The organism is Streptomyces sp. NPDC001941 (assembly GCF_040296945.1).
GTDB lineage: Bacteria > Actinomycetota > Actinomycetes > Streptomycetales > Streptomycetaceae > Streptomyces.
This window is the reverse complement of sequence record NZ_JBEOYE010000003.1, coordinates 311,583-335,827: the sequence shown is the minus strand read 5'-3', so window position 1 is coordinate 335,827 and position 24,245 is coordinate 311,583. Positions and strand designations below refer to the sequence as shown.

Below are 24,245 nucleotides of genomic sequence, written 5' to 3'. Positions count from 1 at the left end.
TGTGACATGTGACTGTTCACGGTGAACAGTCACATGTCACACGTCAGGCCCCTCGCATGTCAGGCCCCGTCGCACGTAGCCTCCGTACGCGGCCGGCCCTGCGGGCCCGGTCAGGCCTGGCCCTCCGCCGGGGCCTCCGTGACGTCCAGGAAGACGTGGCCCGCGTCCGGGAACTCCTCGCGCACCGCCTTCTTGATGCGCACCGCGACCAGCTCCACCCGCTCGCTGTCGAGCCCCGGGGCCAGGTCCACGCGCGCCGCGATCAGCGCCTGGTCCGGGCCGAGCCGCATGGTCAGCAGGTCCGCGACGTTGTCGATCTCCGGCTGCGCGTCCAGCGTGGCCCGGATCCGCGCGGCCATCTCCGGGTCCACCGCCTCGCCCACCAGCTGGGCGCGGGCGTCGCGGCCGAGCCGGTAGGCGACGTACACGAGCAGCGCACCGATCGCGAGCGACGCGGACGCCTCCCAGACCACCTGGCCGGTGACCAGGTGCAGGATCATCCCGGCGAGGGCGAACAGGACGCCGAGGACCGCGGTGCCGTCCTCGGCGACGACGGTGCGCAGCGCGGGGTCGCCGCCCGCGTCGCCGTGCCGCCGCAGCTGGTACAGGGCCCGGGCCAGCGAGGCGCCCTCGGCGAGGAGTGCGACGACGAGCACCACGATCCCCACCGTGTACCCCGAGTGGGACTCCTGCGGTCCGCCGCGCAGCGCCTCGATCCCCTGGAAGAAGGAGAAGCAGCCGCCCATCACGAAGATGCCGACGGCCGCGAGCAGTGCCCAGAAGTAGCGTTCCTTGCCGTACCCGAAGGGGTGGCGGCGGTCGGCGGGGCGGCGGCTGCGGCGCAGCGAGGCCAGCAGGAACACCTCGTTGAGGCTGTCCGCGACGGAGTGCGCGGCTTCGGAGAGCAGCGCGGGCGACTGGGCGATCAGGCCGCCGACGGCCTTGGCGACGGCGATCAGGAGGTTGGCGGCGAGCGCGACGAGGACGGTCAGCCGGGTGTGGCCGTCGGAGCCGGAGCCGCCGGAGCCCTGGAAGTCATCGGCACCGTCGGGGCTGCCGGGGTCGTCCGAGCCGGCGGGGCCGTCGGGGTCCTTCCCGTGGCGGTCGTCGGCGGTCCGTTCATCGGTGCGTGCGGTCATCGCGTCCTCTGGTAGCCGTTCACAGCAGCGGGCCCAGCGGCCCGAGATCGATGTTGAGGTCCTCCGGAGCGAGCCCGAACCGCGTCCGGAGGACCTCCATGCGGTCTTCGAGCAGCATCAGGGTCATGCCGATGCGCTCCTCCTGATGTTCCGTCAGGTCACCGGTCTCCACCCGCCGCAGGGCCTGACGCTCCATCAACTGCCGCAGCAGTTCGATGATGGTGAGCACCAGGCGGGCCAGGTCCCGCTCCACGGTGTCCGGGTCCAGGTCGACGCGCCTGCGCGGGTGCGCCGCCCCGTCGGGGTCGTCCGGGGCCGCGTCGCGCTCCGGCTCGGGCTCCCCCGCGTACCGGTCCAGGGTCTCCCCCGCCAGCGCTTCGAGGGCCGCCGGGTCCAGGTCGACGGCTTCCAGGTCGATGTCGAGCCTCCTCGACGCGTCCTTCACCGCGTCCCCCCTTCCGTGTCGCCCGGCCGCGGGGCGGGCCGCTCCGGGGCCCGTGTGGTGCCCCAGGGCGAGGGGACCTCCGCGCTGACCGAGCTGATCAGGGCGTTCAGGTCGACGCGCACCAGGTCCACGTCGGCGATGCGCAGGGTGAGGTCGCCCCGGATGACCACGCCGCCCGCGAGCAGCCGGTCGAGCAGGTCCACCAGGGCGACCTGGCGCTGGGCCAGGGGCGAGGACGCGGCTTCGGGCATGGTCAGGTCGGGGAAGGTCATCGGGCCGCCTCCGCCCCGCGTGCGGAGTCGGGCCGGTCGGGATCGGGCCGGTCCGGGTCGGGGTCGGCGAGGTGGGCGAAGGAGTACGGGGCCCAGGGGCCCGTCAGCTCCACCCGCACCCCAGGGCGCGACGCCTCGCCGACCCGGGCGGCGAACGCCTCGGCGTCCGGATCCGGCACCAGGTAGGCGGCGTTGAGCACGTTGACGCCCTTCGCCCGGGACAGCCTGGCGTCCTGTGGCGGGTGCAGCGCGGCCGCGTCGGCGCGGGCCGACAGCTCCTCGTGCAGGGCCCGGGCGACGGCCTCCGCGCCGCGCATCCCGTCGTCCCGTCCCTGGCGGTCCCGCAGCCGGCGGCGCAGGTAGTCGCGTCCGGTGGCGGGGGCCGCCGTCGCGGCGGGGGCCGGGGCGGGCTCGGGGGCCGCCTCGGGATCCGCGTACACCTTCACACCCCACTCGACGCGCCCCTCGAAGAGTTCCAGGGCGCGGGTGAAGCGCTCGGCGCCCTCCTCGACGAGCCGTCGCACGCCGTCCTCGTCGCGGCACACGGTGGCGAGCCGCAGCGGCAGCGCGCAGGTGACCGCGGTCAGGGCCGCGACGACGTCCTGGTGGGCGCGCGCGGTGTCGGAGAGCCAGTCGATGTCCTCCAGGTTCGCGCGCAGCGGCGCCTCGTCGAACTCTGCGGCCGGTACGGAACCCACCACGGCGGCCAGCCCGCCGTGGCGCACGGGCCGGGGCGGGCCGCCCGCGACGCCCGTCACGGCGCCGGGCAGTCCGCCCTCGTACGGCCGGGTGACGGCGTAGACGTACAACAGCCGTTCCCCGTCGCTCATGCCTCGTCTCCCTCCTGGGGTTCCTTGCGGGCGCGGGGCGGCTTGCGGCCCCGCGGCTGCGTCCGGCGCTCCTCCCGCTGCCCGTCCTCGTGCTCCTCGTCGTGCTCCTCCTGCGGGAGCGCGGCCCGTCCCGGCGTCTCGAGGGCCGCCAGGCGCCGCTTCAACTCCGCGTTCTCAGCGGCGAGTTCACGGTCCCGGGCGCCGGAGGACAGCTCGGGGTCGCTCTCCCACCAGTCGATGCCCATCTCCTTGGCGCGCTCGACGGAGGTGACGATCAGGCGGAGCTTGATGGTGAGCAGCTCTATGTCGAGCAGGTTGATGCGGATGTCGCCGGCGATGACGATGCCCTTGTCGAGGACCCGTTCCAGGATGTCCGCGAGGTTGGCACCGCCGCCGCCCTCGGAGGGGTAGGCGCTCATCCGGGGTGCGGGGGACGTCATCGGCGGCTCCGGCCCCCGGCGGAAGCGTACTCACGGCGCTTCTTGGCCTCGGTCCGCTCGCCCTCGGGCTCTTCCTCGCACTCGTCCTCGTACTCGGCTTCCGGCTGCTCGGAGTCCTCGTACTCCTCGGGCTCCTCGTCCTCGCCGTACTCCTCGTCGTACTCCTCCGCGTACTCCTCCGGCTCCTCCTCGCCGTCCACCTCGTCCTCGTAGGCGTCCTCGGCGTCGCGGCCGTCCTCGTGCTCGGCGTCCTCGGCGTCCTCGACCTCGTCGGTCTCGTCGCGGACCTCGTCGGAGTCCTCGGCGTCGGAGTCCTCGGCCGCGGCGCCCTCGGGGCCCTCGCCGTCCTCGTCCTCCCGGTTCTCCTGCTCCTCGCGCTCCCGCTCCTCGGCCTCCACGGCCTCCTCGTGGGTGCGCACGACCTCGCCGTCGCGGATCTCGCCGCGCCAGCCGCCCTCGGCCTCGCCCTTCATCGCGATGTGCCGCGCGAAGTGCTTGAGGTCCAGGCGGGCCCGGCGGCCCTGGGCGCGCCAGATGTTGCCGGTGCGCTCGAACAGGCCCTTGGGGTAGTACTCGATGACGAGCAGCACCCGGGTGATGTTCTCGCCGAGCGGGTGGAAGGTGACGACGCCCTTGGTGGTGCCCTTCGCGCCCTCGGACGTCCAGGTGATCCGCGCGTCCGGCACCTGCTCGGTGGTGTGCGCCTTCCAACTCCGCGTGGACCAGAAGACCTTGACCTTCCAGTCGGAGGTCGCGTCGTCGGCCGCGTTGGCGCTCTTGACGCCGCGCGCGAAGGAGGCGAAGTCCTGGTACTGGGTCCACTGGTCGTACGCCTGGCGCACCGGCACGCCGACGTCGATCGACTCCATGATGACGACGGGCTTGTTGCCGCCGCCGCCCTTGCGCTTGCTCTTGCCGCCGAAGAGGCCCTTGAAGCCCTCCTTGACGTTGTCCTTCAGGTGCGTGGCACCCAGCTCCACGGCGGTGCGCATGGGTCCCTTGCCCTCGGCGAGCTTGCGGCCGCCCTGCAGGGCGAGCTTGGCGAAGCCGGGGCTGTTGCCCTCCGCTATGTCGGTGAGCTTCGCGGTGGACTGGCCCAGCTTGCGGCCGGCGCCGACGAGGGCGCGCTCGGCCTGAGCGAGCAGATAGCCCTGGACCTCGCTCTTGAGACGGTCGGTCACGGCCTGGTCAACCACGGCTGCCACCGCCCTTCGTGCCGGAGCCGGCGGCGGACCGGGTGGCCCGCGCGGCGGAGCGGCCGGAGGACTGCGCGGCGGACGTGCCCGACGCGGTCTTCTTCGCGGCGCCGGAGGCACCGCCCGCGGTGCGCCGCGCCGTGCCGCCCGCCCGGTCGGCCGTCTTCTTGGCCGGGGCCTTCTTGGCGGCCTTCTTCGCGGGCGCGGACTTCGCCGACGCCGTCTTCTTGGCGGTACGGCCCGGGGAGCGGCCGCCCGATCCGCCGTCCGACTCGTCCTCGTCGCCATCCTCGGAACGCCCCCTGGAGGAGCGGCCGTTGGAGGTACGACCCTGGGAAGAGCGACCCGAGGACCGGCCACGGGAACGCGAGCCGCGGGACTCCCGCTCGCCCGACTCCTCCTCGTCGTCCTCTTCCTCGTCCTCGTACAGCTCGCCCGGCACCACGCCGGAGAGCTGGTCGCGCACGCCCAGGGTGCGCGAGTGCAGCCGGTCCGCGAGGCCTTCGAGCTGACGGTTGATCACGGCTCCGGTCGCGGCCTTGCCGACGCCGCGCAGGTCCTCGCGCAGCGTGTCGCCGAGCTCCTTGAACTGCGGGTTGTTCTGCAGCTGCGAGGCGGCGAAGTCGGCCAGCGCGCGCGGGCTCAGCTGGAGCTTCTTGCCCGCCACCAACGTGCCGACGGCGAAGGCGAGTTTGGCCTTCTTGGTGCGGCCGAGCAGATAGCCCGCTCCGACCGCGAGTCCTAGCGTGACTCGATTGTTCATCGGGGTGTCGTCCTTTCCAGCCGGTCGAGGAGCTCGTCCTCGGCCCGGTCGAATTCGTCGTCGTCGATCTCGCCCGCCTCCAAGCGCTTCTCCAGCTCGGCGAGTTCGCGACGGACGGTGGCGGGGTCGTAGTAGAGCCGCTCCGCCTCGGCCACCACCTGGTTGAGCACCCAGAAGGTGCCGCGCACCGGGGCGGCGGGCAGGAGCACCAGCTCTGAGAGAAGTCCCACGCTCACTCCACGAAGCTGTAGGGCGGCAGCGGGCCGTTGACCTGGAGGACCAGGTGCGTCTGCTCGCGCCGCAGCTGGTCGACCGCGTCGACGAACGCGTGCGAGGCGTCGCGGTCCACCAGGAAGGAGATGTTGGCGAGCCAGCCGGTGCTCTCGGGGCCGGCGCACACGTCCGCCGTCGCGTCCTCGAGGGCCTGCTGGACCAGGACGGCGTCCCGCGCCTCGCGCGCCTTGACGGCCGCCACGACCCGCTCGCCCAGCGCGAGCTTCTGCTCGTAGGTGCCGCCGCCGGAGGCCCGGTTGGCCTCGCTCATGGCCCGCAACTGGGGGTCCTCGGCCAGGACTTGGTGGAGGACGGCCTCTTCGTTGTGGGTGGCCTTGACGTTGTACTCGACCTTGCCGTCGAGGGCGTCAAGGCGCTCCAGGTAGTGGCCCTCGCGCTCGCCGAGCACCGAGACCACGGACGCGTCGTCGGGCGAGACGCCCCCGAACCGCATCGGCAGGACCGGCCCCGACGCGCCCGCCTCGGCCAGCACCGTCTGGTGGGCGAGCAGGTCGCGCCGCTTGGGCCGCAGGTCCTCGGGGGCGTCGCTGACCAGCGCCGCGAGGCTGCCGTGGGCGATGACGCGCACGGGCCGGGGCGGATTGCCGACCCCGCCCAGCTCCTCCGGGAGGCTCGGGTGCGAACTGCGGGCGATGCCGTAGACGTACGTGCTCACTCCTGCTCCTCCTTCCGGCGCGAGGCGGCGGTGCGCCGGCTGCGCGGCTTCTCGGTCTGGCCTTCGTCGCGCGCCTGGTTGAACGCGTCGGAGATGGTCTGCGCGGCGCCGCTGAGCGCGCCCTTGGTCTTGCCTCGGGCGCCGGACTCCATGCTGTCGCCGATAATGTCGGTGAGACCGGAGGGCTTCTTGCTGCCCGTCTCCAGGTCGAGGCGGTTGCAGGCCTCGGCGAAGCGCAGGTAGGTGTCGACGCTGGCGACGACGACGCGGATGTCGATCTTGAGGATCTCGATGCCCACCAGCGAGACGCGTACGAACGCGTCGATCACGAGGCCCCGGTCCAGGACGAGTTCCAGGACGTCGTAGAGGCCACTGGTGCCACCGGATCCGCCGCCGCCTTGCTGTGCCGGGACGACCGTCATGGTGCGATGCCTTCCTGTTGCGGGTGACTGAACTTCCTTGGTGCGTATGCCTGTTGTGCGCCTGTTGTGAATGGCCGTGCGGGTGGTGCGTGTCGGGTGGTGCCTGCACGGGGTGCGGGACGGCACGTCGAACCGCGCGTCCGGTCCGGCTCCCCGTCGCTGTGTGGGTAAGTGGTGATATGTGATATGTGACGTGCGATGCGCGGTGCTGACCGTGACATCGGTGGGGCGAGAAGTCCGGGGGACCCGGGCCGGTGCGGGGTGCGCTCAGGTGCGGTCCGCGCGACCGCGCTCGTAGCGGCGCAGCCTGCGGTAGCCGACCAGCTCGCCGTCGTCGTCGAGCTCGACCTCGTAGGAGGCGAGCAGGCTCATGGTGTCGGGCACCCGCTCCAGTTCGAGCACTTCGACGTTGAGGTGCCAGCCCTCGTCGTTGCGCTCGAAGGAGGACACCGACTCGACGGTCAGGCCCGTGACCTCGACGAGCTGCTCACGCGCGTGGCGCAGCACCTGCGTGACGCCGGGCCGCTTGCGCGGCGGCGGCTCGTCCGACTCCGTACGGGGCGCGGCCCTGCGGGGAGGCGCCTTGCGGGGTGCCGCCTTGCGGGCCGTTGTCTTGCGGGGCGCCGTCTTGCGGGGCGCCCTGCCTTCCGAGTCCTCGGTCTCGGCGCGCTTGTCGGTGTGCTCTTCCGTGGTCTCTTCGGTGTTCTCTGATGTGTTCGCCATGTCATCCTCGCTCCGGCGGGTAGCCCTGACAGCGCTCTCCAAACCCATGGCCTGGGATCTGACCCTCCGCGCACCTCGATGCGCTTCCCAACGGGCCCCGACCGCCTCCGGTCCTCCTCGGTCCCTGGCCACGGAGTACCCGGGATGCCCGGTGACATGTCACCGGGGACATCGCACCCTCTTCACCGCCCCCCTTCACCGCCCCCCTTCACCGCACACGCTTCATCGCACCCGCTTAACCGCACACCCTTGATCGCACCCCCTTAATTGGTATCCATCGTGCGCATTAGCTAGCCTGGGGGCGTGAAGCTGACCAAGCACACCGACATCGCCCTGCGCGTGGCCATGCGCCTGGCGGTGCTCGACGAGGCCGCGCTGCCGACGACCCGCGAGGTCGCGGAGTCGCTGGAGGTCCCGTACAACCACGCCGCGAAGGTGGTCAGCCGGCTCCAGCACCTGGGCGTCGTCGAGGCCCGCCGGGGACGCGGCGGCGGCCTGGCGCTGACCGGGCACGGCCGCACCGGCTCGCTCGGGCGACTGGTGCGGGAGCTGGAGGGCGTCGGCGACGTGGTCGGCTGCGAGGACGACCCGCCGTGCCCCCTGCGCTCGGCCTGCCGACTGCGCGGCGCCCTCGCCGTGGCCCAGGAGGCCTTCTACGCCACCCTCGACCCCCTGACCATCGACGACCTGGTGCGCCCACCCACGGGCCCGGTGCTGGTCAGCCTCTCGGCCCGCCCCGACACGGGCTGACCGCACACCACCGGGCCGTCACCACGCGCACGCGCCACCGCACGGCCCCGCCCCACGCCCTTCACGCCCTTCACGCCCTTCACGCCCTTTAATACGCATCCCACATACGCATTACAGGTGCCCCGCCTCCACCCCTCACCCCCGGCCCTCCGAGGAGCCCGCCATGCTCTCCCCCGCATCCGCCGCCACCGTCCGCGCGACCCTCCCCGCCGTGGGCGCCGCCATCGGCGACATCACCCCGCTCTTCTACGACAAGATGTTCGCCGCCCACCCGGAGCTGCTGCGCGACCTCTTCAACCGGGGCAACCAGGCCAACGGCTCCCAGCGCCAGGCCCTCGCCGGATCCATCGCCGCGTTCGCGGGCGCCCTCCTGGAGCACCCCGACACCCGCCCCGACGCCATGCTCGCCCGCATCGCGCACAAGCACGCGTCGGTCGGCATCCGCGCGGACCAGTACCCGATCGTGCACCGGCACCTGTTCGCCGCCATCGCCGAGGTCCTCGGCGACGCGGTCACGCCCGAGGTCGCCGCCGCCTGGGACGAGGTGTACTGGCTGATGGCCAACGCGCTCATCGAGCTGGAGCGGGGGCTGTACGAGCGGGCCGGGACGCCCGAGGGGGAGGTCTGGCGCGAGTACCGGCTCGTCGCCCGGCTGCAGGAGACCGCCGACGTCGTGACCTTCCTCGTCGCGCCGGTCGACGGCCGTCCGGTACCGGCGTCGAAGCCGGGCCAGTACGTGTCCGTGCGCGCCGAACTCCCCGACGGCGCACGCCAGATACGCCAGTACAGCCTGTCGGGGCACCCGGACGGCGCACTGCAGTTCTCGGTCAAGCGGGTCACCGGCGAGGTGGGTGGTGACGCCGTGACCGGTGACATGCCACACCTCACGGGTGATGACATGACCGGTGACATGGCACACCCCACCGGTCACCGTGCACCCACCACCCCTGACGGCGAGGTGTCGAACCACCTCCATGACCACCTCTCCCCCGGCGACCACCTCCAGGTCAGCGCACCGTTCGGCGACGTGGCCCTCGCCGAAGGCGACGGCCCGGTGCTACTGGCCTCGGCCGGCATCGGCTGCACGCCCGTGATCAGCATGCTGGCGCACCTCGCGGCGACCGGGTCGGCCCGCCGGGTCGTCTCGGTGCACGGCGACCGCGACCAGGCCTCGCACGCCTTCCGCGCCGACCTCAAGCAGCTCACCACCAAGCTCCCGCAGGCCACCGCCCACGTCTTCTACGAGCGCCCCCTCGGCGACTGGCCGGCCGAGCGGACCGGCCTGGTGGACCTGGCGGACGTCGAGGTCCCGGCCGGCACCACCGCGTACCTCTGCGGCCCGCTCCCCTTCCTGCGCTCGGTGCGCGCCCAGCTGATCGAGGCGGGCGTGCGCCCCGCGGACATCCACTACGAGGTGTTCGGACCGGACCTCTGGCTGGGAGCCTGAAGCCACCCCGCCGCACCATCCCCTCCCCTCCCTGTTGCCCCTCCCTCCCCTTCCCGGATCCCTCCCCGCCCTGGCGCCTCCTGGCCCGAAGTCGACGGTGGAACGGGGCAGGGGGACACGGAGTGTCAACGGCCGGGAAACAGCGGCCGGAAGCGCGGCTAGCCTGACGGAATGACCGACGAGTCACCCCGGTTCGACCATCTACTGCACTGCGTGCCCGACCTGGACGCCGCCGTACAGGCCTATCGCGAGGCCGGCCTCACGGCTTCCCCACATCGCCAACTCCCGGTCGCCAAGGCACATTTCGGGGCACCGTTCGTCGAGATCGTGACCGTCGAGAACCGGCCGGACTTCCTCGGTACCGACCGGGGCCGGGCGTTCGCCGAACGCGGCTGGCTGCCGTACGCGGACGAGCTCGCGGCCAACGGCGGCGGCGCGCTCACCTTCGCGCTGCGCGTACCGGACGCCGAGGCGGCCGGCGCGCGGCTGAGCGCGGACGGACACCGCGTCCGCACCGGTGAGTTCACGCCCGGCGGCTTCCGTGAGGCGGTGCTGCTCGACGTACCGCAGTGGGCGCCGTACTTCGTCACGTACGTACGGGCGGACGAGCGCACCGGGGACGGCGCCGGGCACGCGGTGGCCGGGCTGGTCGTCGAGACGCCGCGCCCGGCCGCCGCCGCCGTGTGGCTGGGCGAGGTGGCCGGGGTGGCGGCCGACCCCGCGGGGCCGGTGGTACGGCTGCCGGGGGCGGACGTGCACTTCACCCCCGGCCCCTCCGACGCGATCACGACCCTGCTGCTGACCGGGGCGGCCGCGCCCACGACGGAGGTCGAGGGCCTGGCACTGCGCCCGGCCCGCTGACCGTCCGCGTACGCCCGCACGCCGAACCGACCGCCGGTCCGGCATGCGCGCCTCAGCCACCCGGCGCGCCCATCGGCCCGACGCGCCCGCTCCCCAGCCCCTATACCACCCGCTCCACCAGCAGCTTCACCGCCGCCGCGATGGCGTCCGCGTCGATGCCCGCGAGGTGCAGCTGCTCCTCGGGGCTCGCGGACCCAGGCATGTTCCGTACGCCCAGGCGCACCAGGCGCGGACCCGGCCGTCCGTCGGCGAAGGCGTCCGCGACGGCGTCGCCGAGGCCGCCCTCGGGGTGGTGGTCCTCGACCGTGACCAGGCAACCGGTCGCGCCCGCCGCGTCGTTGAGGGTGTCCACGTCCACCGGCTTGACCGAGTAGAGGTCGATCACGCGCACCGGGATGCCGTCGGCCGCGAGGGCGTCGGCGGCCCGCAGCGCCTCGTGCACGGTCAGTCCGGCCGCCACGATCGTGGCCCGGTCCGCGTCGCTGCGGCGCAGCACCTTGCTGCCGCCGATCGGGAAGTCCTCGTCCGGTCCGTAGAGCACCGGCGTCTCGCCCCGCGTGGTGCGCAGGTAGCGTACCCCCTTCAACTCGGCCATTTCCGCGATGAGTCGGGCGGTCTGGTTGGCGTCGCACGGGTAGAGGACCGTGCTGTCGTGCACCGCGCGGAACATCGCCAGGTCCTCCAGCCCCATCTGGGAGGGCCCGTCCTGGCCGATGCTCACGCCCGCGTGCGAGCCGACGACGCAGATCCCGGCCCGGCTGACCGCGGCCATCCGCAGGAAGTCGTGGGCGCGGGTGAGGAACGCGGCGAACGTCGACGCGTAGGGGAGGTAGCCGCGCGTCTGCAACCCCACTGCCGCGGCGATGAGTTGCTGTTCGGCGATGTAGCACTCGAAGAAGCGGCCCGGGTGCGCCTTGGCGAAGAACTCCGCCTTCGTCGAGTCGCTGACCTCCCCGTCCAGGGCGACCACGTCGCCGCGCGCGGAGCCGAGCGCCTCCAGCGCCTGCCCGTAGGCGGTACGGGTGGCGACCTCGTCGCCCTCCTCGAACCGGGGCAGGGCCAGGTGCCCGGCCCGCTCGGCGTGCAGCACCCGCGCGGCGGGGGGCTTCTGGACGTCGACCCGCAGCGAGCGGACCCCGCCGAGCTCCTCGACGGCGGCGGCCGCGTCCTTGAGCGGCTTGCCGTGGAAGCCCTCGCGGTCCTCGACGGCGGCCACGCCCCGGCCCTTCCTGGTCGCGGCGAGCACGGCGGTGGGCCGGTCCGTGGTCGCGCGGGCCTCGGCGAGCGCCGCGTCGACGGCCGCCACGTCGTGGCCGTCGACCTCGACCGTGTGCCAGCCGAAGGCTTCCAGGCGGCGCGCGTAGGCACCGAGGTCGTGCTCGAAGCGGGTGGGGCCGCGCTGGCCGAGGCGGTTGACGTCGACGAGCAGGGTGAGGTTGTCCAGGCCCTGGTGCGCGGCGTGCTCGACCGCCTCCCACACCGACCCCTCGGCCATTTCGCTGTCGCCAGACAACACCCAGACGCGATAGGGCAGTTGGTCCAGGTGTCGGCCCGCGAGGGCGATGCCCACGCCGACCGGGAGGCCCTGGCCCAGCGAGCCGGTGGCCACGTCGACCCAGGGCAGCCGGGGCGTCGGGTGCCCTTCGAGGCGGCTGCCGTTCGAGCGGAACGTGAGCAGTTCCTGTTCGTCGACGGCCCCGGCCGCGCGGTACATGGCGTACAGCAGCGGTGAGGCGTGGCCCTTGGAGAGGACGAAGTGGTCGTTGCCGGGGTGGTCGGGGCGTGCGAAGTCGTAGCGCAGGTGGCGGGTCATGAGCACGGCGGCGAGCTCGGCGGCGGACATCGAGGACGTGGGGTGCCCCGATCCCGCGGCGTCGGCGGCGCGTACCGCGTCGACCCTCAACTGCTGGGCCAGTTCGTGTAGTTCCTGGTTGTCGTCGGAGTCGACGCGCTGTTCTGCGGGTTTCACGGACTCACTCACTCCTCTCGCTGCTTCGCCGGTCCGCCGGGCACGCGCGCGAGCTCGGGGGACGCCGTGTCCAGCGGCACCGACCAGGAGCGCACCAGGCCGAGCTGCACCGCCTGCCGGGGCAGTACGGCCTCCAGCAGCCAGTCGGCGGCGACGCGGATCCGGTTCCCGGGCATGGCACCCAGGTGGTAGCCGCGGGTCACGGCCCCGGCCAGGGCCCCGGAGAGCGGTATGCCCAGCGGGTTGGCGGCGGCGCTGGTGCCGCCGAGGTCGACGACGAAGCCCAGGTCGTGGTGGCGGTAGGCCCGCGCTTCACCGTGCCCGAGCGAGGCCGCCACGTTGCGGGCGCAGGCGCGGCCCTGGCGGGACGCGTGCTGCGCGGTCATCGGCGTGTACTTCCCTGGCCGGGTCAGGTCGGGGACGGCGGCGGCGTCCCCGCAGGCGAAGACCTCCGGGTGGCCGGGCACGCCGAGCTGCGGGGTGACCAGGAGCCGGCCGCGCTCGACGGTCAGGCCCAGTTCGGAGACGAGCGGGTCGGGCCGCACGCCGACGCACCAGACGAGGGTGCGGGTGTCGATGAACTCCCCGTCGTCGAGCAGGACTCCGTCCCGGGTGGCCTCCTTCACGGAGGTGCCGGTGCGCACCTCCACGCCGCGCCGGCGCAGCACGCGGTCGGCGGTGGTGGACAGGTGCCGGTCGAGCTCGGGCAGGACGCGGGGCGCAACGTCGAGCAGCAGCCAGCGTGGGCGCGCGCCGGACTTCCAGGACCGCTGGCCGCGCACCAGGGCGTCGGTGAACAGCTTGCCCTGGGCGGCGACCTCGGTACCGGTGTAGCCGGCGCCGACGACGACGAAGGTGCAGCGCGCGGTGCGCTGTGCCATGTCACCGGTGACCGCTGCCATTTCGATCTGACGTGTGATGTGGTCCCGCAGGTACAGGGCCTCGGGCATACCGCGGAAGCCGTGCGCGTGCTCGGCGACGCCGGGCACCGGCAGCAGCTTGTTGACGCTGCCGACGGACAGCACGAGCCGGTCGTACGCCAGCTCGCCCCGGCCGCCCTCCGGGTCGGTGTAGGTCACGCGGCGTCCCGCGAGGTCGACGTGGTCGGCCTCGCCGAGCACCAGCCGGACCCGGGGCAGGGTGCCCTGGAGGGAGACGGTCACCCTGCGCGGTTCCAGGATCCCGGCTGCCACCTGGGGCAGCAGCGGCAGGTAGAGGAAGTAGTCGGTCGGGTTGAGGAGCACGATCTCGGTGCGTCCGCCGAGTACGTCGCCCCGCAGGACGCGGGAGAGGCCGCGCGCGGTCTCGTACCCGGCGAAGCCTGCGCCGACGACGACGATGCGGTTGACGGTGGTGGTCATGGAGGGGCCTCCAGCGCGGTGCGGGCGGCAGGACTTGTCCCGGTGCCCTTCGAGGACCGCGTCAAACGCGGTGGCGCCCGCACCCGCGCAGGCTTTGCGAAGGCCTCACCCGGCGTACGTATACGTCTCCCCCGGCTTCAGCAGGTGCAGCCGCTCGCCGAGCCCCGCGCGCCCGAACGCCTCCTCCAGGCTCTCCCGGCCCTGGGTGAAGTGCGCCCAGTGCTCGAAGTGCAGCGGGACCACGTGCCGGGCGCCCAGGATGCGGGTGGCCTCGGCGGCGGCGTCGCTGGAGAGGGTGAGGTCGGCCTCGCCGCCCTCGACGAACGGGGCGCGGGCGGCGCCGGCGAAGAGCACGGCGACGTCGACGGTGTCGAAGCGCCCGGCCACGGCCCGTACGACGTCCAGGGAGGCGTTGTCCCCGCTCACGTACACCGTGGGCAGGCCCTCGCCCTGGAGGACGAACCCGGTGACCTCGCCGGTGAGGTGGTCGGTGCCATCGGGACCGTGCTGCGCGGGCACGCCCGTGATCCGGACCGAACCCGCCTCGTGCGTGGCCCAGTTGGGCAGCGGCGTCGGAGCGTCGCCCAGCCGGGAGCAGGCGGCCGCGGTGGTGAGCACGAGCGGCACGCCGTCGAGGAACTCCCGGCCGGAGCGGTCGAGGTTGTCGGGGTGCTGGTCGTGCGAGAGCAGCACCGCGTCCACCGGCCCGGTGTCCCCGGCGGCGACGGCGGGCCCGGCGTCCTTGACCATGGCGCGGTCGCCGACCGGGTAGTCACCCGGGGCGTCGAACGTCGGGTCGGTGACCAGGCGCAGGTCGCCGTAGCGCAGGAGCGCGGTCGGGCCGCCGACGTAGCGGAGGGACATCCCCATGCTGGTGCTCCCCTTGGAGTGGATGTGCGCGTTGGAGTGGGTGTGCGCGCGTGGCCGTTTCCGTGTACGTGACCGTGCGCGTACGTGTACGCGTGACTGTGTGCACGCACGTGTGCGGGGCCCGGATCACCGGCCGGTGCCGGGCCTGCCGGTCGGGGGCGCCGGGATCGGCGGGACGCCGCCGGCCGGGTCGGCGTGCGGCGGCGTCCGCGGGGTGCGGACGTGCGGCTCGCCGCCGGTGGCGCCGGGCCGGGCGTCGGTGCCGGGCACCTGCACGTCCGGTACGGCGGCGGCCCCGGGCACGGGTGCGTCGGACGCGGCGCCGCTGCCCGGCACCCGGGCGGCCGGGGTGCGGCCGGAGCGGGCCGCCTGTCGCATCAGGAAGGCCGCGGCCAACAGGACGGCGGCGACCACGAGCGCGGCCGCCCAGGCGGGCATCACCAGGTCCAGGAGCAGGACGAGGCAGGCCACCAGGGCCGCTCCGCCGTACAGCCCGGCGGCACCGGATCCGGCGTACAGGCGCGCCGACTGCCGCTGCTTCCTGGTCTGTTCGCGCAGCTCGTCCTTGAGGGTCTCACGGACGACCTGGGCGACTTGCTGGGGCAGGTTCGTCAGGTTCGTGTCCATGGTGGCCGCGTACCCGAGGCCGGGGACGGCTAACGTCCGCTTCACCTGCGCTGACCACATGCCGAGACGCCCATCTCAGCATGCGGCGCGAGCGCGTACGGTGGTGTCACGCACCGCACAGGGAGCGGCACCGGTGAAATGTGCCGTTTCACCTGTCACGTTCGAGGGGAGCCCGGCCATGTCGCACGCCACGCCGAAAGAGACCGCCGTCTACACCCACGGCCACCACGAGTCCGTGCTGCGCTCGCACCGCTGGCGCACGGCGGCGAACTCGGCGGCCTACCTGCTGCCCGAACTGCGCCCGGGCCAGCGGGTCCTGGACGTCGGCTGCGGCCCCGGCACGATCACCGCGGACCTGGCCGCGGCCGTCGCGCCGGGCCGGGTGACCGCGGTGGACGCCGCCCCCGACGTACTGGAGGCGGCGGCCTCGTACGCGGCCGAACGCGGCCTGGACAACGTGGAGTTCGCCGTCGCCGACGTGCACGCCCTGGACTTCCCCGACGACTCCTTCGACGTGGTCCACGCCCACCAGGTGCTGCAGCACGTGGGCGATCCGGTGCGGGCGCTGAGCGAGATGCGCCGGGTGTGCCGTCCCGGCGGGGTGGTCGCGGCGCGCGACAGCGACTACGGGGCGTTCACCTGGTTCCCCGAGGTACCCGCGCTGGACGACTGGAACGACCTGTACCACCGGGTGGCCCGGGCCAACGGCGGCGAGCCGGACGCCGGACGCCGCCTGCTGTCCTGGGCGCGCGCGGCCGGCTTCACCGACATCACCTCCACCGCCGGGACCTGGTGCTACGCCACCGCGGAGGAGCGGGCGTGGTGGAGCGGCCTGTGGGCGGACCGCACGGTCGCGTCGGGCTACGCGGAGATCGCGGTGAACGGCGGGCACGCCACGCAGGAGGACCTGGAGCGGGCGGCCGACGCGTGGCGCACCTGGGGCGCGGCGCAGGACGCGTGGTTCCTGGTCCCGCACGGCGAGGTGCTGTGCCGGGTGGAGGAGTAGCGGGCCCTGCGGGTGCGAGGCGGCGGCCGACTGCCGGGCGCCGGTGACCGTACGACAACGACTCGCGTACCCGGCGACCGTGACCGCGCGGGATCGGGTGCCGGGTGCCGGGGTGACCAACTAGGCTCGTGCGCATGGAGATCCTCGGCACGACACTGCGCGTCTGCGTCGACGACCTGGAATCCTCGGTGGATTTCTACGAGCGCCTCACGGGCACGCAGGCACAGCGCTTCGAGCGCGGCGGCGTACGGGTGGCGGCCGTCGGCTGCTTCCTGTTGATGAGCGGCCCCGAGTCCGAGCTCGACGTGCTGCGCAAGGTCGCGGCGACGATCGCGGTGGACGACGTGGACGAGGCGCAGACCGCGCTGTCGGAGTCCGGGGCGCGGATCGTGGCGGGCCCGGTGCCGACACCGGTGGGCCGCAACCTGATCGCGGTGCACCCGGACGGTTCGGTGTTCGAGTACGCGGACCGGCGCGGGATGGCCGGGGTCTGAGCGTCCCGCACCGGTCTCCGCTCGTGGGGCCGCCCGATGGGCCCGGGCTCGTGGAGCATCCCGTGGAGCCGCCCGAGGACCGCCGTGGTGCGCCCTACTCCGGCGGTCGCATCCGGTACTCGTACCTCTCCGGCAGCGGTTCGCGCGTCAGCCGGGCCCACACCTCTCCCAGCACCTCGGCCCCCTCCCTCAGGTCGGCCACCTCGAAGCCCTCGTCGAACACGGCGCGCGCGGAGGCCAAGTCCCCCTCAGCTATCAGTAGCTGAATCTCCATCAGGCGGAAGGCGCCCCGGTTCCTGATCGCGGGCCAGAGCGCCCGCCACACCTGGCGCGCCCCGTCCGCCCGCCCCACGTCGAGGAGCGCGCCCATCGCCTCCCGCGCCAGCGACGCCGTGGCCGCCGTCCAGGCCTCACCGTCGTCGCGGCGCTCCTCGCAGAGGTCGGCGAAGGCCTCGGCGTAGCGTTCCGCGGCGCGCTCGGGATGGCCGCCCTCACGGTCGGCGACGGCCAGGCAGCGCAGCAACGGCCAGCGCGAAGGCGCGAGTTGCAGACCGCGCTCCCAGCTGCGCACGGCCTGGGCGAGGTCTCCGGCGTGCCACTGCGCGACGCCCAGGTGATACTCGGTGAGCGGCTCGGCCGGAGCCGTCTCCAGCATGTCCCGCCAGTGCGGCGCCACCAGCGTCGGCCCCGGCGGCACCACCCTGCGGGGCACCGGGAGCACCCCGGTGCGCAGCAACTCCCGCCAGGGCGCCTGTTCCTCGCCGAGCGTGGACTCGTCGAAGGGCGTGCCCGGCAGTTTGCACCCGGCCCGCAGGACCTCCAGCGCACCCCAACCGGAGCCGGTGGCAAGGGATTCGACGGGTTCGGCGTCCGCCGCGCGTTCGCGCCAGGCCGTGTACGCCTCCTCGACGGCGGCCCTCGGCAGCGCCTCCTCCAGCCGTCCGGCGACCTCCGCGCGGGCCGCGCCCCAGTCGGCGCCGTGCACCGCGGCGGGCTCCGCGCTCAGCGGTCCGTACGCCTCCAGCCAGCTCAGCTCCTGCTCGGCCTCCAGCTTGACGTGCTCCAACTGGGTGCGGGCCAGGCCCGCCTGGACCTCCGCGTAGCCAGGCGTGCCCGGCTCGGTCAGCCACTCCTGCCACCGCCGGCCGCCCGGGCCCGCGCCCCACAGGAACAGCTTGCGCCCGCGCAGCACGTCCGTGGAGGTCTGCGCCAGGCCGTGACCGTCCTCGTCGAGCGCCGCGATCCACTTCCGCTCCCCGTCGGGGACCTCGTAGAAGTAGTCGGCCGGGTACTCGCCCCTCAGCGGGTACGTGCGGTCCGCGCCGTCGCACTCGGGGACGGGCACCCGGCGCAGCGACCGCTCGTAGCCGAAGTGCCAGGCCTCCTCGGCCGGGGCGAGCACGCGCCGGTCCTCGGGGACGGCGATGTTGGACCACCAGTACACGGGTACGGGCCGCTCGTGCGGGTTGCGCAGCCGCACGCCGACGTACAGGAAGTCGGAGTGCTCCGGCAGCCACAGGTCGACCTGGAACGGCACGTCGCGCAGCCGTTCCCACTCCCAGAGCCGCAGCATCGGACCGCCGTCGGGGGCGGGTACGACGGCGGCGTGCAGCGGCGAGCAGGACAGCGTGGTGTGCCCGGTGGCGCCGATGTTCCATTCGACGCCGCCGGAGTACCAGGCGCCGTTGAGCGCGAAGTCGGCGGGCTGGAACACCGGGTTGCGGTAGACGAGTTCGCGTCCGGTGGGCTTGTGGTGCAGGGAGTGGACACGGCCGCCGAGCCCGGGGAGCACGGTGGCGCGCAGCCGGTCGTTCTCGACCACGACCGCGTCGAGTCCGGTGGGCGTGCGGGCGCGCCCGTAGCCGTCGCGGACGCGCACGGGCAGCAGGGTGCGCAGCGGTTCGTACCCGATCTGCCGTGCCATGTCACGCGGCATGCCCCGCTTGGCCTGCTCGTCGAGGGTGTGGACCTCGTCGAGCGGACGCAGGGCGGGCAGCGGGTTGTCGGGCCCCAGCGGGGCCGCGGGCAGCGTCAGTACGGCGCGTCGTACGGTCGTCATGTCGACCATGGAACACGGGAGGTGCGGGGCCGACCAGGGGTTCCGTGGGTCAGGCTTCGGCAAATTCGGACAAGTCCGCTTCCTCCGCCTGCCGCGCGCCCCGCCCTGTCGCGCCCCGTCGCGCCCCGTCGCGCCCCGTCCGGTGCCGCTACGACGCGGTGAGCGCGTCCACGATCAGGTCGGTGAGCAGGCGTCCCGCGACGCCGTCCGGGTCGCGGTCGGGGTCGTACACCGTGACGTTCATGCCGACGCAGCTCGGCGAGCGGACCAACTTCCGCAGCAGCTCCCGCAGTTCGTCGGGCATCAGCCCGTCCGGCTCCTGGCTGTCGACGGCCGGCATCACCGAGGGGTCGAGCACGTCGGCGTCCACGTGCAGCCAGAACCCGGCGATCTCACCGGCGAGTTCGTACGCCTGCGTCACCGCGCCCGCCAGGGCCTTGGCGCCCCACTCGCGCAGTTCGCCGACCGTGACGGTCGGGATGTGCAGGGCGGCCAGCTCCGGCAGGTCCTCGTCCCCGTCCCGCAGCCCGAACAGCCGAACGTCCTCGTCGCGCAGATAGGGACCGAGGCCCTCCAGGTCGGCGAGGTCCCGCTGCCCGCGCCCGGTGCCCAGGGCCAGCTCCTCGCCCGCGGCGGCGCCGATCCGGTCGGAGTTGCCAGGGTGGCGGAAGTCGGCGGAGCCGTCGACGGCGACGAGTCCGTAGCGGCCCAGCCGCTTGAGGGCGAGGGACGCGCCGAGCTGGATGGAGCAGTCGCCGCCGAGCAGGAGCGTGAACTCCCCCGCGCGCACGTGGTGTTCGACGCGGTCGGCGAGCTTGCGGGTGTAGTCGGCGATGGCCCCGGCGTTGAAGACGCCGTCGCCCTCCTGCCAGTCGCCGCGGTCGTAGCGCGGCGGGACGACCACACCGCCCTCGAAGGCGCGCAGCCGCTGGACGATCCGGTTCTCGCGCAGGGCGCCGGCCAGCTTGTAGCAGCCGGGCACGGCACCGGGGGCGGGCGGGCGAAGGCCCAGGTTGGAGGGGGCGTCCACGACGACGATATTCCGCATGCGATCCATCCTCGTTTCCGTAGGCTGGAGGTTCAACGCGTTTGACGACCTGCGTCAAGCGTCGGACGTCGTCGTGGAAGGAAGCGGAGAGCGATGAGCACGCAGCACACGTACCGGGTGATCGTGCGCGGGGCCTGGGACGGGCTGTCGGCGGAGGGCCGGGCGCGGCTGCTCGCCGGCCTCGACGGGCACGGCCTGGAGTCGATGCGCTTCACCGAGGAGGGCTCGCTCTCCTACGACCGGACGCTGAAGCACTTCTCGTACCGGATCATCGTCCACTCCGATCCGGAGGACGGCGACGAGATGGCGGGCGCGATCGCCGAGGACCACGCGGAGCGGGCCCTGGCCGAACTGGGCCATCCGCACACGGAGTTGAAGTCGAAGGTCACCGACATGGACACCATGAAGATCAACTACAAGGGCCGCCGCTGACGGACGCGCGCGACCCGCGCGACTCGTGCATGTCCGCGGTGATCGCCCATCGCTCGTGGTCGCGCCAGGCGCCGTCGATGAAGAGCATGTCGGGCGAGAAGCCTTCGAGGCGGAACCCCCAGCGGCGCACCAGCGCGAGGGACGCCGCGTTCAGGGGCTGCACGTTCGCCTCCAGGCGGTGCAGGCCGAGCGGGCCGAAGGCCTGGTCCAGGACGAGCCCGAAGGCCTCGCCCATCAGACCGCGCCCGGCCGCGTGGGCGAAGGCGCCGTAGCCGAGGGCGCCGCTCCTGAAGCCGCCCCGGACGATGTTGTTGATGTTGCAGAACCCGCCGATCGCGCCGGTGGCACGGTCGCAGACGAGGAAGCCGGCCCGGGTGGGGTCGTCGATCAGGGGTCGTACGTACGTGGCGTACGCCTCGCGGTCCTGCGGCGGGAACAGCCAGGGCCGGTGCAGCTCCCGGCTCTCGCGGGCCCGCGCCACGAACTCGTCGGCGTCCTCGTCCCGGAAGCGCCGCAGCCCCACGCGGGGGCCCTCGGTGAGGTAGATCGTTTCCATCGGGCCAGGGTAGGCCGGGAGGTACGGACGGTACGGTGCGGGGCCCTGGGGGCGCCCGCACCGGTACACGGTCACACGTCACGCGCGACACTGACATCGCACACATCACACGTCACACGTCATACGTCACACGCGACACTCACACCCGCACACTGCTCAGGTCACGAGTGCAGCGCCTTCTGCCCCGGGCACTTCTCCGCCTTCTTCACCACGCCGATCGTCACCGTCTGACCGTTCAGCGCGGCGCCCTTGGCCGGGCTCTGGGTGCACACCTTCCAGCTCGGCGGCCAGAGGACGTTGCGGTCGAAGCCGCTGTCGTCGTGGACCTCGACCCGGGTGCGGTAGTCGAGCTGGTTGAAGACCGTCATCAGGCTCTTGCCCGAGAAGTCGGGCATCGGCGGCCCGGCGGCCACCGCCACCGCCGTACCGGTCATCGCCGCCAGGGCGAGCACCGCGCCCGCCGTCACCGTCGCTGTACGCCGTCGCATCACTTAGCGCGCCTCCTGAAGAAGTAGCCGCCGCACAGGACGCCGACCACGAACATGGCGAGCAGGGCGAGGTACAACGGCATGGAGACCTCGGGAATCAGCAGGCGGATCTTGACCTGCCGGGTGTTCTCGAAGATGAAGACGATGGCGAGGATCGCGATCGCGATGACCGCGATGCGTGCGGGGGTGAAGGCCCCGACCGCGCCGGACTTCCCTCCGCTCGATGCGTCCTTGGGGCTCATGACCCGTCCCTTCGTCTCGTCCGGAATGCCGCTGCCGCCCCCTCGGCACCCAGCATGGCGACTGTGGTGCGTGAGGGAGCGGTGGGACGGTCCGTACGGGTGACATGTCACCGTGCACGCGTCACGCGTGCACCCAGTGACCCGTCACGCGAGCACCCCGATGACCGGTCACGCGCCCGCCTCGACGCCCCGCCTCGACGTCCCGTCACGCGCCCGGCTCAGTCGTTCGCCTCAGTCGCCCGCCTCAGTGGTGCGTCAGCACCAGCGGCCGCCCCTGTTCGGAGTCCCCGTCGGCCGCCTCCTGCGCCGGGTCCGGGCGCTGGATCAGGAAGGCGGTGACGACACCGACCGCGAGCAGGGCCAGGGCCGCGTACATCGCGTGCTGGTAGCCCGCCTCGGTGACGCCCCCGGCGTCGCTGCCCCCGGTGATCATGGCGGAGGCGAGGGCGATGCCGAGCGAGGCCCCGATGCCGAAGCAGGCGCCGTTGAGCCCCGAGAGCGAGCCGGGCTTGTCCTTGGGGGCGGTGGTGACGGCGAGGCCGTTGAGGCCGGTGAGCATGAAGCCGCCGTACGTGAAGCCCAGCGCGGCCAGCGAGGCGACCAGGATCCACTCGTTGTGCAGGAACACCGTGGCGAAGACGAAGATCACCAGGTTGGACACCGCGCCCGCCACCACGACCGTGCGCCAGCCGAGCCGCGGGCCGAGCCGTCCGGTCAGCGGCGCGGAGACGACCCCGATGAGCTGGATCGGGGTGAGGAAGAGGACGGCGGCGGCCACCGCCGACAGGCCGAGGCCGACCCGGGCGTCCTGCGAGAAGAGCGGGATGGTCATGGCGATCGCGCCGAACGCGCCGCCCAGGGTGCAGATCGTGGTGATCAGCAGCGGCCAGGCGCGGCGCGAGGCCAGCACGTCCAGGTCGATGACGGGGTTGGCGGCGGTCTTCTGCGAGAGCACGAAGAACACCAGCGCGGCCAGGCCGCCGAGCAGGAAGCCGAGGGTGAGCGGCGAGGTCCAGCCCCAGGCGGCGCCCTGGGCGAGGCCGACCAGGATGCCGGTGAGGCCCAGGGCGAGGGCGGCGATGCCGCGCGAGTCGAAGCGGGTGTCGGTGGTGGTCGGCGGGACGTCGGGGACGTACCTGCGCACTCCGAGCAGGCCCGCGACGGCGATCAGCGTGGAGCAGACGAAGATGCCGCGGAAGCCGATGGTGTCGGCGATCTGGCCGCCGGCGATGGCGTCGACGCCGGCCAGGCCGCCGTTGACGGCGGTGACGACGCCCGCGGCCTTGCCGAAGCCGGCGGGGCTGAGCGTCTGGTTCAGGGTCAGGAAGGCCAGCGTGAACATGGCGGCCGAGACGCCCTGGAGGATGCGGCCCGCGATGAACACCTCGATGTTCGGGGCGAGGACGCACAGCACGTTCCCGACGATCAGCACGACCGCGCAGACCAGCATCATCGGCTTGCGGCCGCGCTGGTCGCTGAGCCGGGCGAGGGTGACCTGGCCGATGGCCGCCATCAGGAAGAACAGCGTCTGGGACAGTCCCGCCGCGGCCGTCGTGGTGCCGAGGCGCTCGATCACGTCCGGCAGCGCGGGGCTGAGCATCGTGGCGTTGATCTGGTAGCCGAGCACGGCCAGCACCATCGCCAGGAGCATGGGCCCGCGGCCCGCGAGATCGGAGTCGCCGCCGGAACGCGTCCGGCCGTGCGAGGTAGACATGTAGGCCCCTTTGCCTCGGATGTCCTGCTGTGATGCCGCCTTCAGCCCGACAGCCACTGTTCACCTGTCAGACAAGTACCGCTCCCACAGAGTGAGATCTACGCGCGTAAAACGTCAAGACCCTTCCGCTTGTGAGTTCCGAATCCGGGCAGCCGTTCCCCGATGCCTGGCCAGGGGTGGTGGGTGCGCGTTGCCGGGGCCCGCGCGCACCCCGTAACTTGCTGGCAGGTGAGCTGACAAGTGAGTCGAGGAGGCACCATGGCAGTCGGCGGAGCACAGCGCAGACCCGTGGTGGTGCTGTACGAGCGGATCGCCGACGCCATCCACGACGGCACCTACCCGCCCGGCTCCACCCTCCCCTCCGAGCCCCGGCTCGCCCGTGAGCTCGGCGTCAGCCGTCCCGCGCTGCGCGAGGCGCTGCTGCTGCTCCAGGAGGACGGGCTGCTCACGGTGCGGCGCGGGGTGGGGCGCACCGTGAACGACCGCCCGCCGCGCCGCGGGTTCGAGCAGGTCCAGCCGCTGGAGGAGCTGATCGGGGCCGGTGCGCCCCTGCGCGTACAGGCCCTGCTGCGGGCCGTCGAGGAGCCCACCGACTTCACCACCCAGCACCTGCTCGCCCCGGCCCGCGCCGAGCTGCGGTTCTGGGAGTCGCTGCTGGCCGGGGACGGTGCGGCGGCGGCGCTGAGCCATGAGTGGGCGGCGCCGGACGATGTGCTCGAACAGGTCCACCCGGCCTTCGCGACGGCGCTGCGCACCGCCGCTTCGCCGGAGCGCACCTCGATGCTCGCGGTGCTGACGGGCGCCTCGCGCGGGGTGCCGCTGACCGCGCACAGCAGCGTGAGCGCGACGCTGCTCGGGCAGCGCCGCGGCGAGCAGCTCGGCCGCCCTTCGGACACGCCCGCGGTGCTGGTGACGCAGGTGGTACGGGTCGGGGACACCCCGGTCCTCGCGGCGAAGCACATGCTCCCGACGGGCGCGCCCGCGCTACCGGTGCTCCAGTCGGGCTGAGCGGTGGCCCGGACCCCGGGACCCGGCGCCGCCGGACTCCGGGCCGCATCCCCGGGGCCCGCTCCGGAGACGGCCTCCGGCCTACGGGCTCCCGCCCTGTCGCTCCCGTCACAGCGCGGGGCGCGGGAGTGACG

The 24,245-nt window shown here is 73.2% G+C and carries 28 protein-coding genes; 7 read left to right on the top strand and 21 right to left on the bottom strand.

Features of this window, described 5'->3' with window-relative positions:
* Positions 1 to 110 precede the first annotated feature (110 nt).
* From ABT160_RS05115 to ABT160_RS05065, 11 genes are all read right to left on the bottom strand, one after another.
* The gene (locus ABT160_RS05115) at positions 111 to 1,139 is read right to left on the bottom strand and encodes a cation diffusion facilitator family transporter (protein ID WP_351643666.1); all 1,029 of its coding nucleotides are present in this window, start codon (positions 1,137 to 1,139) and stop codon (positions 111 to 113) included.
* Between the two features lie 19 nt (positions 1,140 to 1,158).
* Positions 1,159 to 1,407: a gas vesicle protein K gene (locus ABT160_RS05110; RefSeq protein ID WP_351643697.1), complete on the bottom strand. Its 249-nt coding sequence runs from the start codon at positions 1,405 to 1,407 to the stop codon at positions 1,159 to 1,161.
* A gap of 173 nt (positions 1,408 to 1,580) precedes the next feature.
* Positions 1,581 to 1,835 (bottom strand): gas vesicle protein, encoded by a 255-nt coding sequence (locus ABT160_RS05105; protein WP_351643694.1) that lies wholly within the window; start codon positions 1,833 to 1,835, stop codon positions 1,581 to 1,583.
* A 17-nt stretch (positions 1,836 to 1,852) separates the two neighbouring features.
* Positions 1,853 to 2,686 (bottom strand): GvpL/GvpF family gas vesicle protein, encoded by an 834-nt coding sequence (locus ABT160_RS05100; protein WP_351643664.1) that lies wholly within the window; start codon positions 2,684 to 2,686, stop codon positions 1,853 to 1,855.
* Complete coding sequence (locus ABT160_RS05095) at positions 2,683 to 3,126, bottom strand: gas vesicle protein (protein ID WP_351643661.1); 444 nt, start codon at positions 3,124 to 3,126, stop codon at positions 2,683 to 2,685. The genes ABT160_RS05100 and ABT160_RS05095 overlap by 4 nt, the downstream gene beginning before the upstream one ends.
* Positions 3,123 to 4,307 (bottom strand): SRPBCC family protein, encoded by a 1,185-nt coding sequence (locus ABT160_RS05090; protein WP_351643659.1) that lies wholly within the window; start codon positions 4,305 to 4,307, stop codon positions 3,123 to 3,125. Before ABT160_RS05090 ends, ABT160_RS05095 begins: the two co-directional genes overlap by 4 nt.
* Before the next feature lie 7 nt (positions 4,308 to 4,314).
* Positions 4,315 to 5,085, bottom strand: a complete 771-nt coding sequence (locus ABT160_RS05085) for a DNA primase (RefSeq protein ID WP_351643657.1) — start codon at positions 5,083 to 5,085, stop codon at positions 4,315 to 4,317.
* Positions 5,082 to 5,315 (bottom strand): gas vesicle protein GvpG, encoded by a 234-nt coding sequence (locus tag ABT160_RS05080; protein WP_351643655.1) that lies wholly within the window; start codon positions 5,313 to 5,315, stop codon positions 5,082 to 5,084. The genes ABT160_RS05085 and ABT160_RS05080 overlap by 4 nt, the downstream gene beginning before the upstream one ends.
* 2 nt (positions 5,316 to 5,317) lie before the next feature.
* Positions 5,318 to 6,034, bottom strand: a complete 717-nt coding sequence (locus ABT160_RS05075; RefSeq protein ID WP_351643653.1) for a GvpL/GvpF family gas vesicle protein — start codon at positions 6,032 to 6,034, stop codon at positions 5,318 to 5,320.
* Positions 6,031 to 6,456, bottom strand: coding sequence for a gas vesicle structural protein GvpA (locus ABT160_RS05070; RefSeq protein WP_351643651.1), 426 nt, complete (start codon positions 6,454 to 6,456; stop codon positions 6,031 to 6,033). The genes ABT160_RS05075 and ABT160_RS05070 overlap by 4 nt, the downstream gene beginning before the upstream one ends.
* Positions 6,457 to 6,723: 267 nt before the next feature.
* A complete protein-coding gene (locus ABT160_RS05065) occupies positions 6,724 to 7,179 on the bottom strand; it encodes a gas vesicle protein GvpO (protein ID WP_351643649.1) in 456 nt (151 codons plus the stop codon).
* 303 nt (positions 7,180 to 7,482) lie between these two features.
* On the opposite strand from ABT160_RS05065, the gene ABT160_RS05060 reads away from it, so the two are divergent.
* The 3 genes from ABT160_RS05060 (at position 7,483) to ABT160_RS05050 (ending at position 10,237) form a co-directional block, all read left to right on the top strand.
* Entirely contained in the window at positions 7,483 to 7,929 is a 447-nt protein-coding gene (locus ABT160_RS05060; RefSeq protein WP_351643646.1) for an RrF2 family transcriptional regulator, read from the top strand.
* A gap of 163 nt (positions 7,930 to 8,092) precedes the next feature.
* The gene (locus tag ABT160_RS05055) at positions 8,093 to 9,376 is read left to right on the top strand and encodes a globin domain-containing protein (RefSeq protein WP_351643644.1); all 1,284 of its coding nucleotides are present in this window, start codon (positions 8,093 to 8,095) and stop codon (positions 9,374 to 9,376) included.
* Positions 9,377 to 9,547: 171 nt separating this feature from the next.
* The gene (locus ABT160_RS05050) at positions 9,548 to 10,237 is read left to right on the top strand and encodes a VOC family protein (RefSeq protein WP_351643642.1); all 690 of its coding nucleotides are present in this window, start codon (positions 9,548 to 9,550) and stop codon (positions 10,235 to 10,237) included.
* Between the two features lie 100 nt (positions 10,238 to 10,337).
* Here ABT160_RS05050 and ABT160_RS05045 read toward each other — a convergent pair whose 3' ends face one another.
* From ABT160_RS05045 to ABT160_RS05030, 4 genes are all read right to left on the bottom strand, one after another.
* Positions 10,338 to 12,206, bottom strand: coding sequence for a transketolase (locus tag ABT160_RS05045; protein ID WP_351643640.1), 1,869 nt, complete (start codon positions 12,204 to 12,206; stop codon positions 10,338 to 10,340).
* Positions 12,207 to 12,214: 8 nt separating this feature from the next.
* Positions 12,215 to 13,567, bottom strand: a complete 1,353-nt coding sequence (locus tag ABT160_RS05040) for an NAD(P)/FAD-dependent oxidoreductase (protein ID WP_351643637.1) — start codon at positions 13,565 to 13,567, stop codon at positions 12,215 to 12,217.
* Positions 13,568 to 13,672: 105 nt separating this feature from the next.
* On the bottom strand, positions 13,673 to 14,431 hold the full coding sequence (locus tag ABT160_RS05035) for an MBL fold metallo-hydrolase (protein ID WP_351643692.1): 759 nt from the start codon (positions 14,429 to 14,431) through the stop codon (positions 13,673 to 13,675).
* Positions 14,432 to 14,563: 132 nt separating this feature from the next.
* Positions 14,564 to 15,064 carry a phage holin family protein gene (locus tag ABT160_RS05030; RefSeq protein WP_351643635.1) on the bottom strand — a complete coding sequence of 167 codons (501 nt, stop codon included), beginning with the start codon at positions 15,062 to 15,064 and terminating at the stop codon, positions 14,564 to 14,566.
* Positions 15,065 to 15,242: 178 nt separating this feature from the next.
* On the opposite strand from ABT160_RS05030, the gene ABT160_RS05025 reads away from it, so the two are divergent.
* Both ABT160_RS05025 and ABT160_RS05020 read left to right on the top strand, forming a co-directional pair.
* On the top strand, positions 15,243 to 16,070 hold the full coding sequence (locus ABT160_RS05025) for a methyltransferase domain-containing protein (protein WP_351643633.1): 828 nt from the start codon (positions 15,243 to 15,245) through the stop codon (positions 16,068 to 16,070).
* Positions 16,071 to 16,204: 134 nt separating this feature from the next.
* A complete protein-coding gene (locus ABT160_RS05020; protein WP_351643630.1) occupies positions 16,205 to 16,564 on the top strand; it encodes a VOC family protein in 360 nt (119 codons plus the stop codon).
* 94 nt (positions 16,565 to 16,658) lie between these two features.
* Here ABT160_RS05020 and ABT160_RS05015 read toward each other — a convergent pair whose 3' ends face one another.
* Both ABT160_RS05015 and ABT160_RS05010 read right to left on the bottom strand, forming a co-directional pair.
* On the bottom strand, positions 16,659 to 18,632 hold the full coding sequence (locus ABT160_RS05015; RefSeq protein WP_351643628.1) for a DUF5107 domain-containing protein: 1,974 nt from the start codon (positions 18,630 to 18,632) through the stop codon (positions 16,659 to 16,661).
* Between the two features lie 139 nt (positions 18,633 to 18,771).
* Positions 18,772 to 19,671, bottom strand: coding sequence for an arginase family protein (locus ABT160_RS05010; protein ID WP_351643626.1), 900 nt, complete (start codon positions 19,669 to 19,671; stop codon positions 18,772 to 18,774).
* A 93-nt stretch (positions 19,672 to 19,764) separates the two neighbouring features.
* Here ABT160_RS05010 and ABT160_RS05005 point away from each other — a divergent pair, with 93 nt between their 5' ends.
* Positions 19,765 to 20,103: a DUF6204 family protein gene (locus tag ABT160_RS05005; RefSeq protein ID WP_351643624.1), complete on the top strand. Its 339-nt coding sequence runs from the start codon at positions 19,765 to 19,767 to the stop codon at positions 20,101 to 20,103.
* Here ABT160_RS05005 and ABT160_RS05000 read toward each other — a convergent pair.
* The 4 genes from ABT160_RS05000 to ABT160_RS04985 all read right to left on the bottom strand — a co-directional run bounded on the left by ABT160_RS05000 (position 20,081) and on the right by ABT160_RS04985 (position 23,103).
* The gene (locus ABT160_RS05000) at positions 20,081 to 20,659 is read right to left on the bottom strand and encodes a GNAT family N-acetyltransferase (RefSeq protein ID WP_351643622.1); all 579 of its coding nucleotides are present in this window, start codon (positions 20,657 to 20,659) and stop codon (positions 20,081 to 20,083) included. The two genes, ABT160_RS05005 and ABT160_RS05000, sit on opposite strands and share 23 nt — an antisense overlap.
* A gap of 161 nt (positions 20,660 to 20,820) precedes the next feature.
* A complete protein-coding gene (locus ABT160_RS04995; protein WP_351643619.1) occupies positions 20,821 to 21,147 on the bottom strand; it encodes a hypothetical protein in 327 nt (108 codons plus the stop codon).
* Entirely contained in the window at positions 21,147 to 21,389 is a 243-nt protein-coding gene (locus tag ABT160_RS04990) for a LapA family protein (RefSeq protein ID WP_351643618.1), read from the bottom strand. Before ABT160_RS04990 ends, ABT160_RS04995 begins: the two co-directional genes overlap by 1 nt.
* A gap of 244 nt (positions 21,390 to 21,633) precedes the next feature.
* A complete protein-coding gene (locus ABT160_RS04985; protein WP_351643616.1) occupies positions 21,634 to 23,103 on the bottom strand; it encodes an MFS transporter in 1,470 nt (489 codons plus the stop codon).
* Positions 23,104 to 23,361: 258 nt separating this feature from the next.
* On the opposite strand from ABT160_RS04985, the gene ABT160_RS04980 reads away from it, so the two are divergent.
* The gene (locus tag ABT160_RS04980) at positions 23,362 to 24,111 is read left to right on the top strand and encodes a GntR family transcriptional regulator (RefSeq protein WP_351643615.1); all 750 of its coding nucleotides are present in this window, start codon (positions 23,362 to 23,364) and stop codon (positions 24,109 to 24,111) included.
* Positions 24,112 to 24,245: the final 134 nt, after the last annotated feature.

Coding starts and splice junctions, on each gene's coding strand:
- ABT160_RS05115 (WP_351643666.1), bottom strand. CDS start 1,139: ATGACCGCACGCACCGATGAACGGACCGCCGACGACCGCCACGGGAAG.
- ABT160_RS05105 (WP_351643694.1), bottom strand. CDS start 1,835: ATGCCCGAAGCCGCGTCCTCGCCCCTGGCCCAGCGCCAGGTCGCCCTG.
- ABT160_RS05100 (WP_351643664.1), bottom strand. CDS start 2,686: ATGAGCGACGGGGAACGGCTGTTGTACGTCTACGCCGTCACCCGGCCG.
- ABT160_RS05095 (WP_351643661.1), bottom strand. CDS start 3,126: ATGACGTCCCCCGCACCCCGGATGAGCGCCTACCCCTCCGAGGGCGGC.
- ABT160_RS05085 (WP_351643657.1), bottom strand. CDS start 5,085: ATGAACAATCGAGTCACGCTAGGACTCGCGGTCGGAGCGGGCTATCTG.
- ABT160_RS05070 (WP_351643651.1), bottom strand. CDS start 6,456: ATGACGGTCGTCCCGGCACAGCAAGGCGGCGGCGGATCCGGTGGCACC.
- ABT160_RS05065 (WP_351643649.1), bottom strand. CDS start 7,179: ATGGCGAACACATCAGAGAACACCGAAGAGACCACGGAAGAGCACACC.
- ABT160_RS05055 (WP_351643644.1), top strand. CDS start 8,093: ATGCTCTCCCCCGCATCCGCCGCCACCGTCCGCGCGACCCTCCCCGCC.
- ABT160_RS05050 (WP_351643642.1), top strand. CDS start 9,548: ATGACCGACGAGTCACCCCGGTTCGACCATCTACTGCACTGCGTGCCC.
- ABT160_RS05040 (WP_351643637.1), bottom strand. CDS start 13,567: ATGACCACCACCGTCAACCGCATCGTCGTCGTCGGCGCAGGCTTCGCC.
- ABT160_RS05035 (WP_351643692.1), bottom strand. CDS start 14,431: ATGTCCCTCCGCTACGTCGGCGGCCCGACCGCGCTCCTGCGCTACGGC.
- ABT160_RS05030 (WP_351643635.1), bottom strand. CDS start 15,064: ATGGACACGAACCTGACGAACCTGCCCCAGCAAGTCGCCCAGGTCGTC.
- ABT160_RS05025 (WP_351643633.1), top strand. CDS start 15,243: ATGTCGCACGCCACGCCGAAAGAGACCGCCGTCTACACCCACGGCCAC.
- ABT160_RS05020 (WP_351643630.1), top strand. CDS start 16,205: ATGGAGATCCTCGGCACGACACTGCGCGTCTGCGTCGACGACCTGGAA.
- ABT160_RS05015 (WP_351643628.1), bottom strand. CDS start 18,632: ATGGTCGACATGACGACCGTACGACGCGCCGTACTGACGCTGCCCGCG.
- ABT160_RS05010 (WP_351643626.1), bottom strand. CDS start 19,671: ATGCGGAATATCGTCGTCGTGGACGCCCCCTCCAACCTGGGCCTTCGC.
- ABT160_RS05005 (WP_351643624.1), top strand. CDS start 19,765: ATGAGCACGCAGCACACGTACCGGGTGATCGTGCGCGGGGCCTGGGAC.
- ABT160_RS05000 (WP_351643622.1), bottom strand. CDS start 20,659: ATGGAAACGATCTACCTCACCGAGGGCCCCCGCGTGGGGCTGCGGCGC.
- ABT160_RS04995 (WP_351643619.1), bottom strand. CDS start 21,147: ATGCGACGGCGTACAGCGACGGTGACGGCGGGCGCGGTGCTCGCCCTG.
- ABT160_RS04990 (WP_351643618.1), bottom strand. CDS start 21,389: ATGAGCCCCAAGGACGCATCGAGCGGAGGGAAGTCCGGCGCGGTCGGG.
- ABT160_RS04985 (WP_351643616.1), bottom strand. CDS start 23,103: ATGTCTACCTCGCACGGCCGGACGCGTTCCGGCGGCGACTCCGATCTC.
- ABT160_RS04980 (WP_351643615.1), top strand. CDS start 23,362: ATGGCAGTCGGCGGAGCACAGCGCAGACCCGTGGTGGTGCTGTACGAG.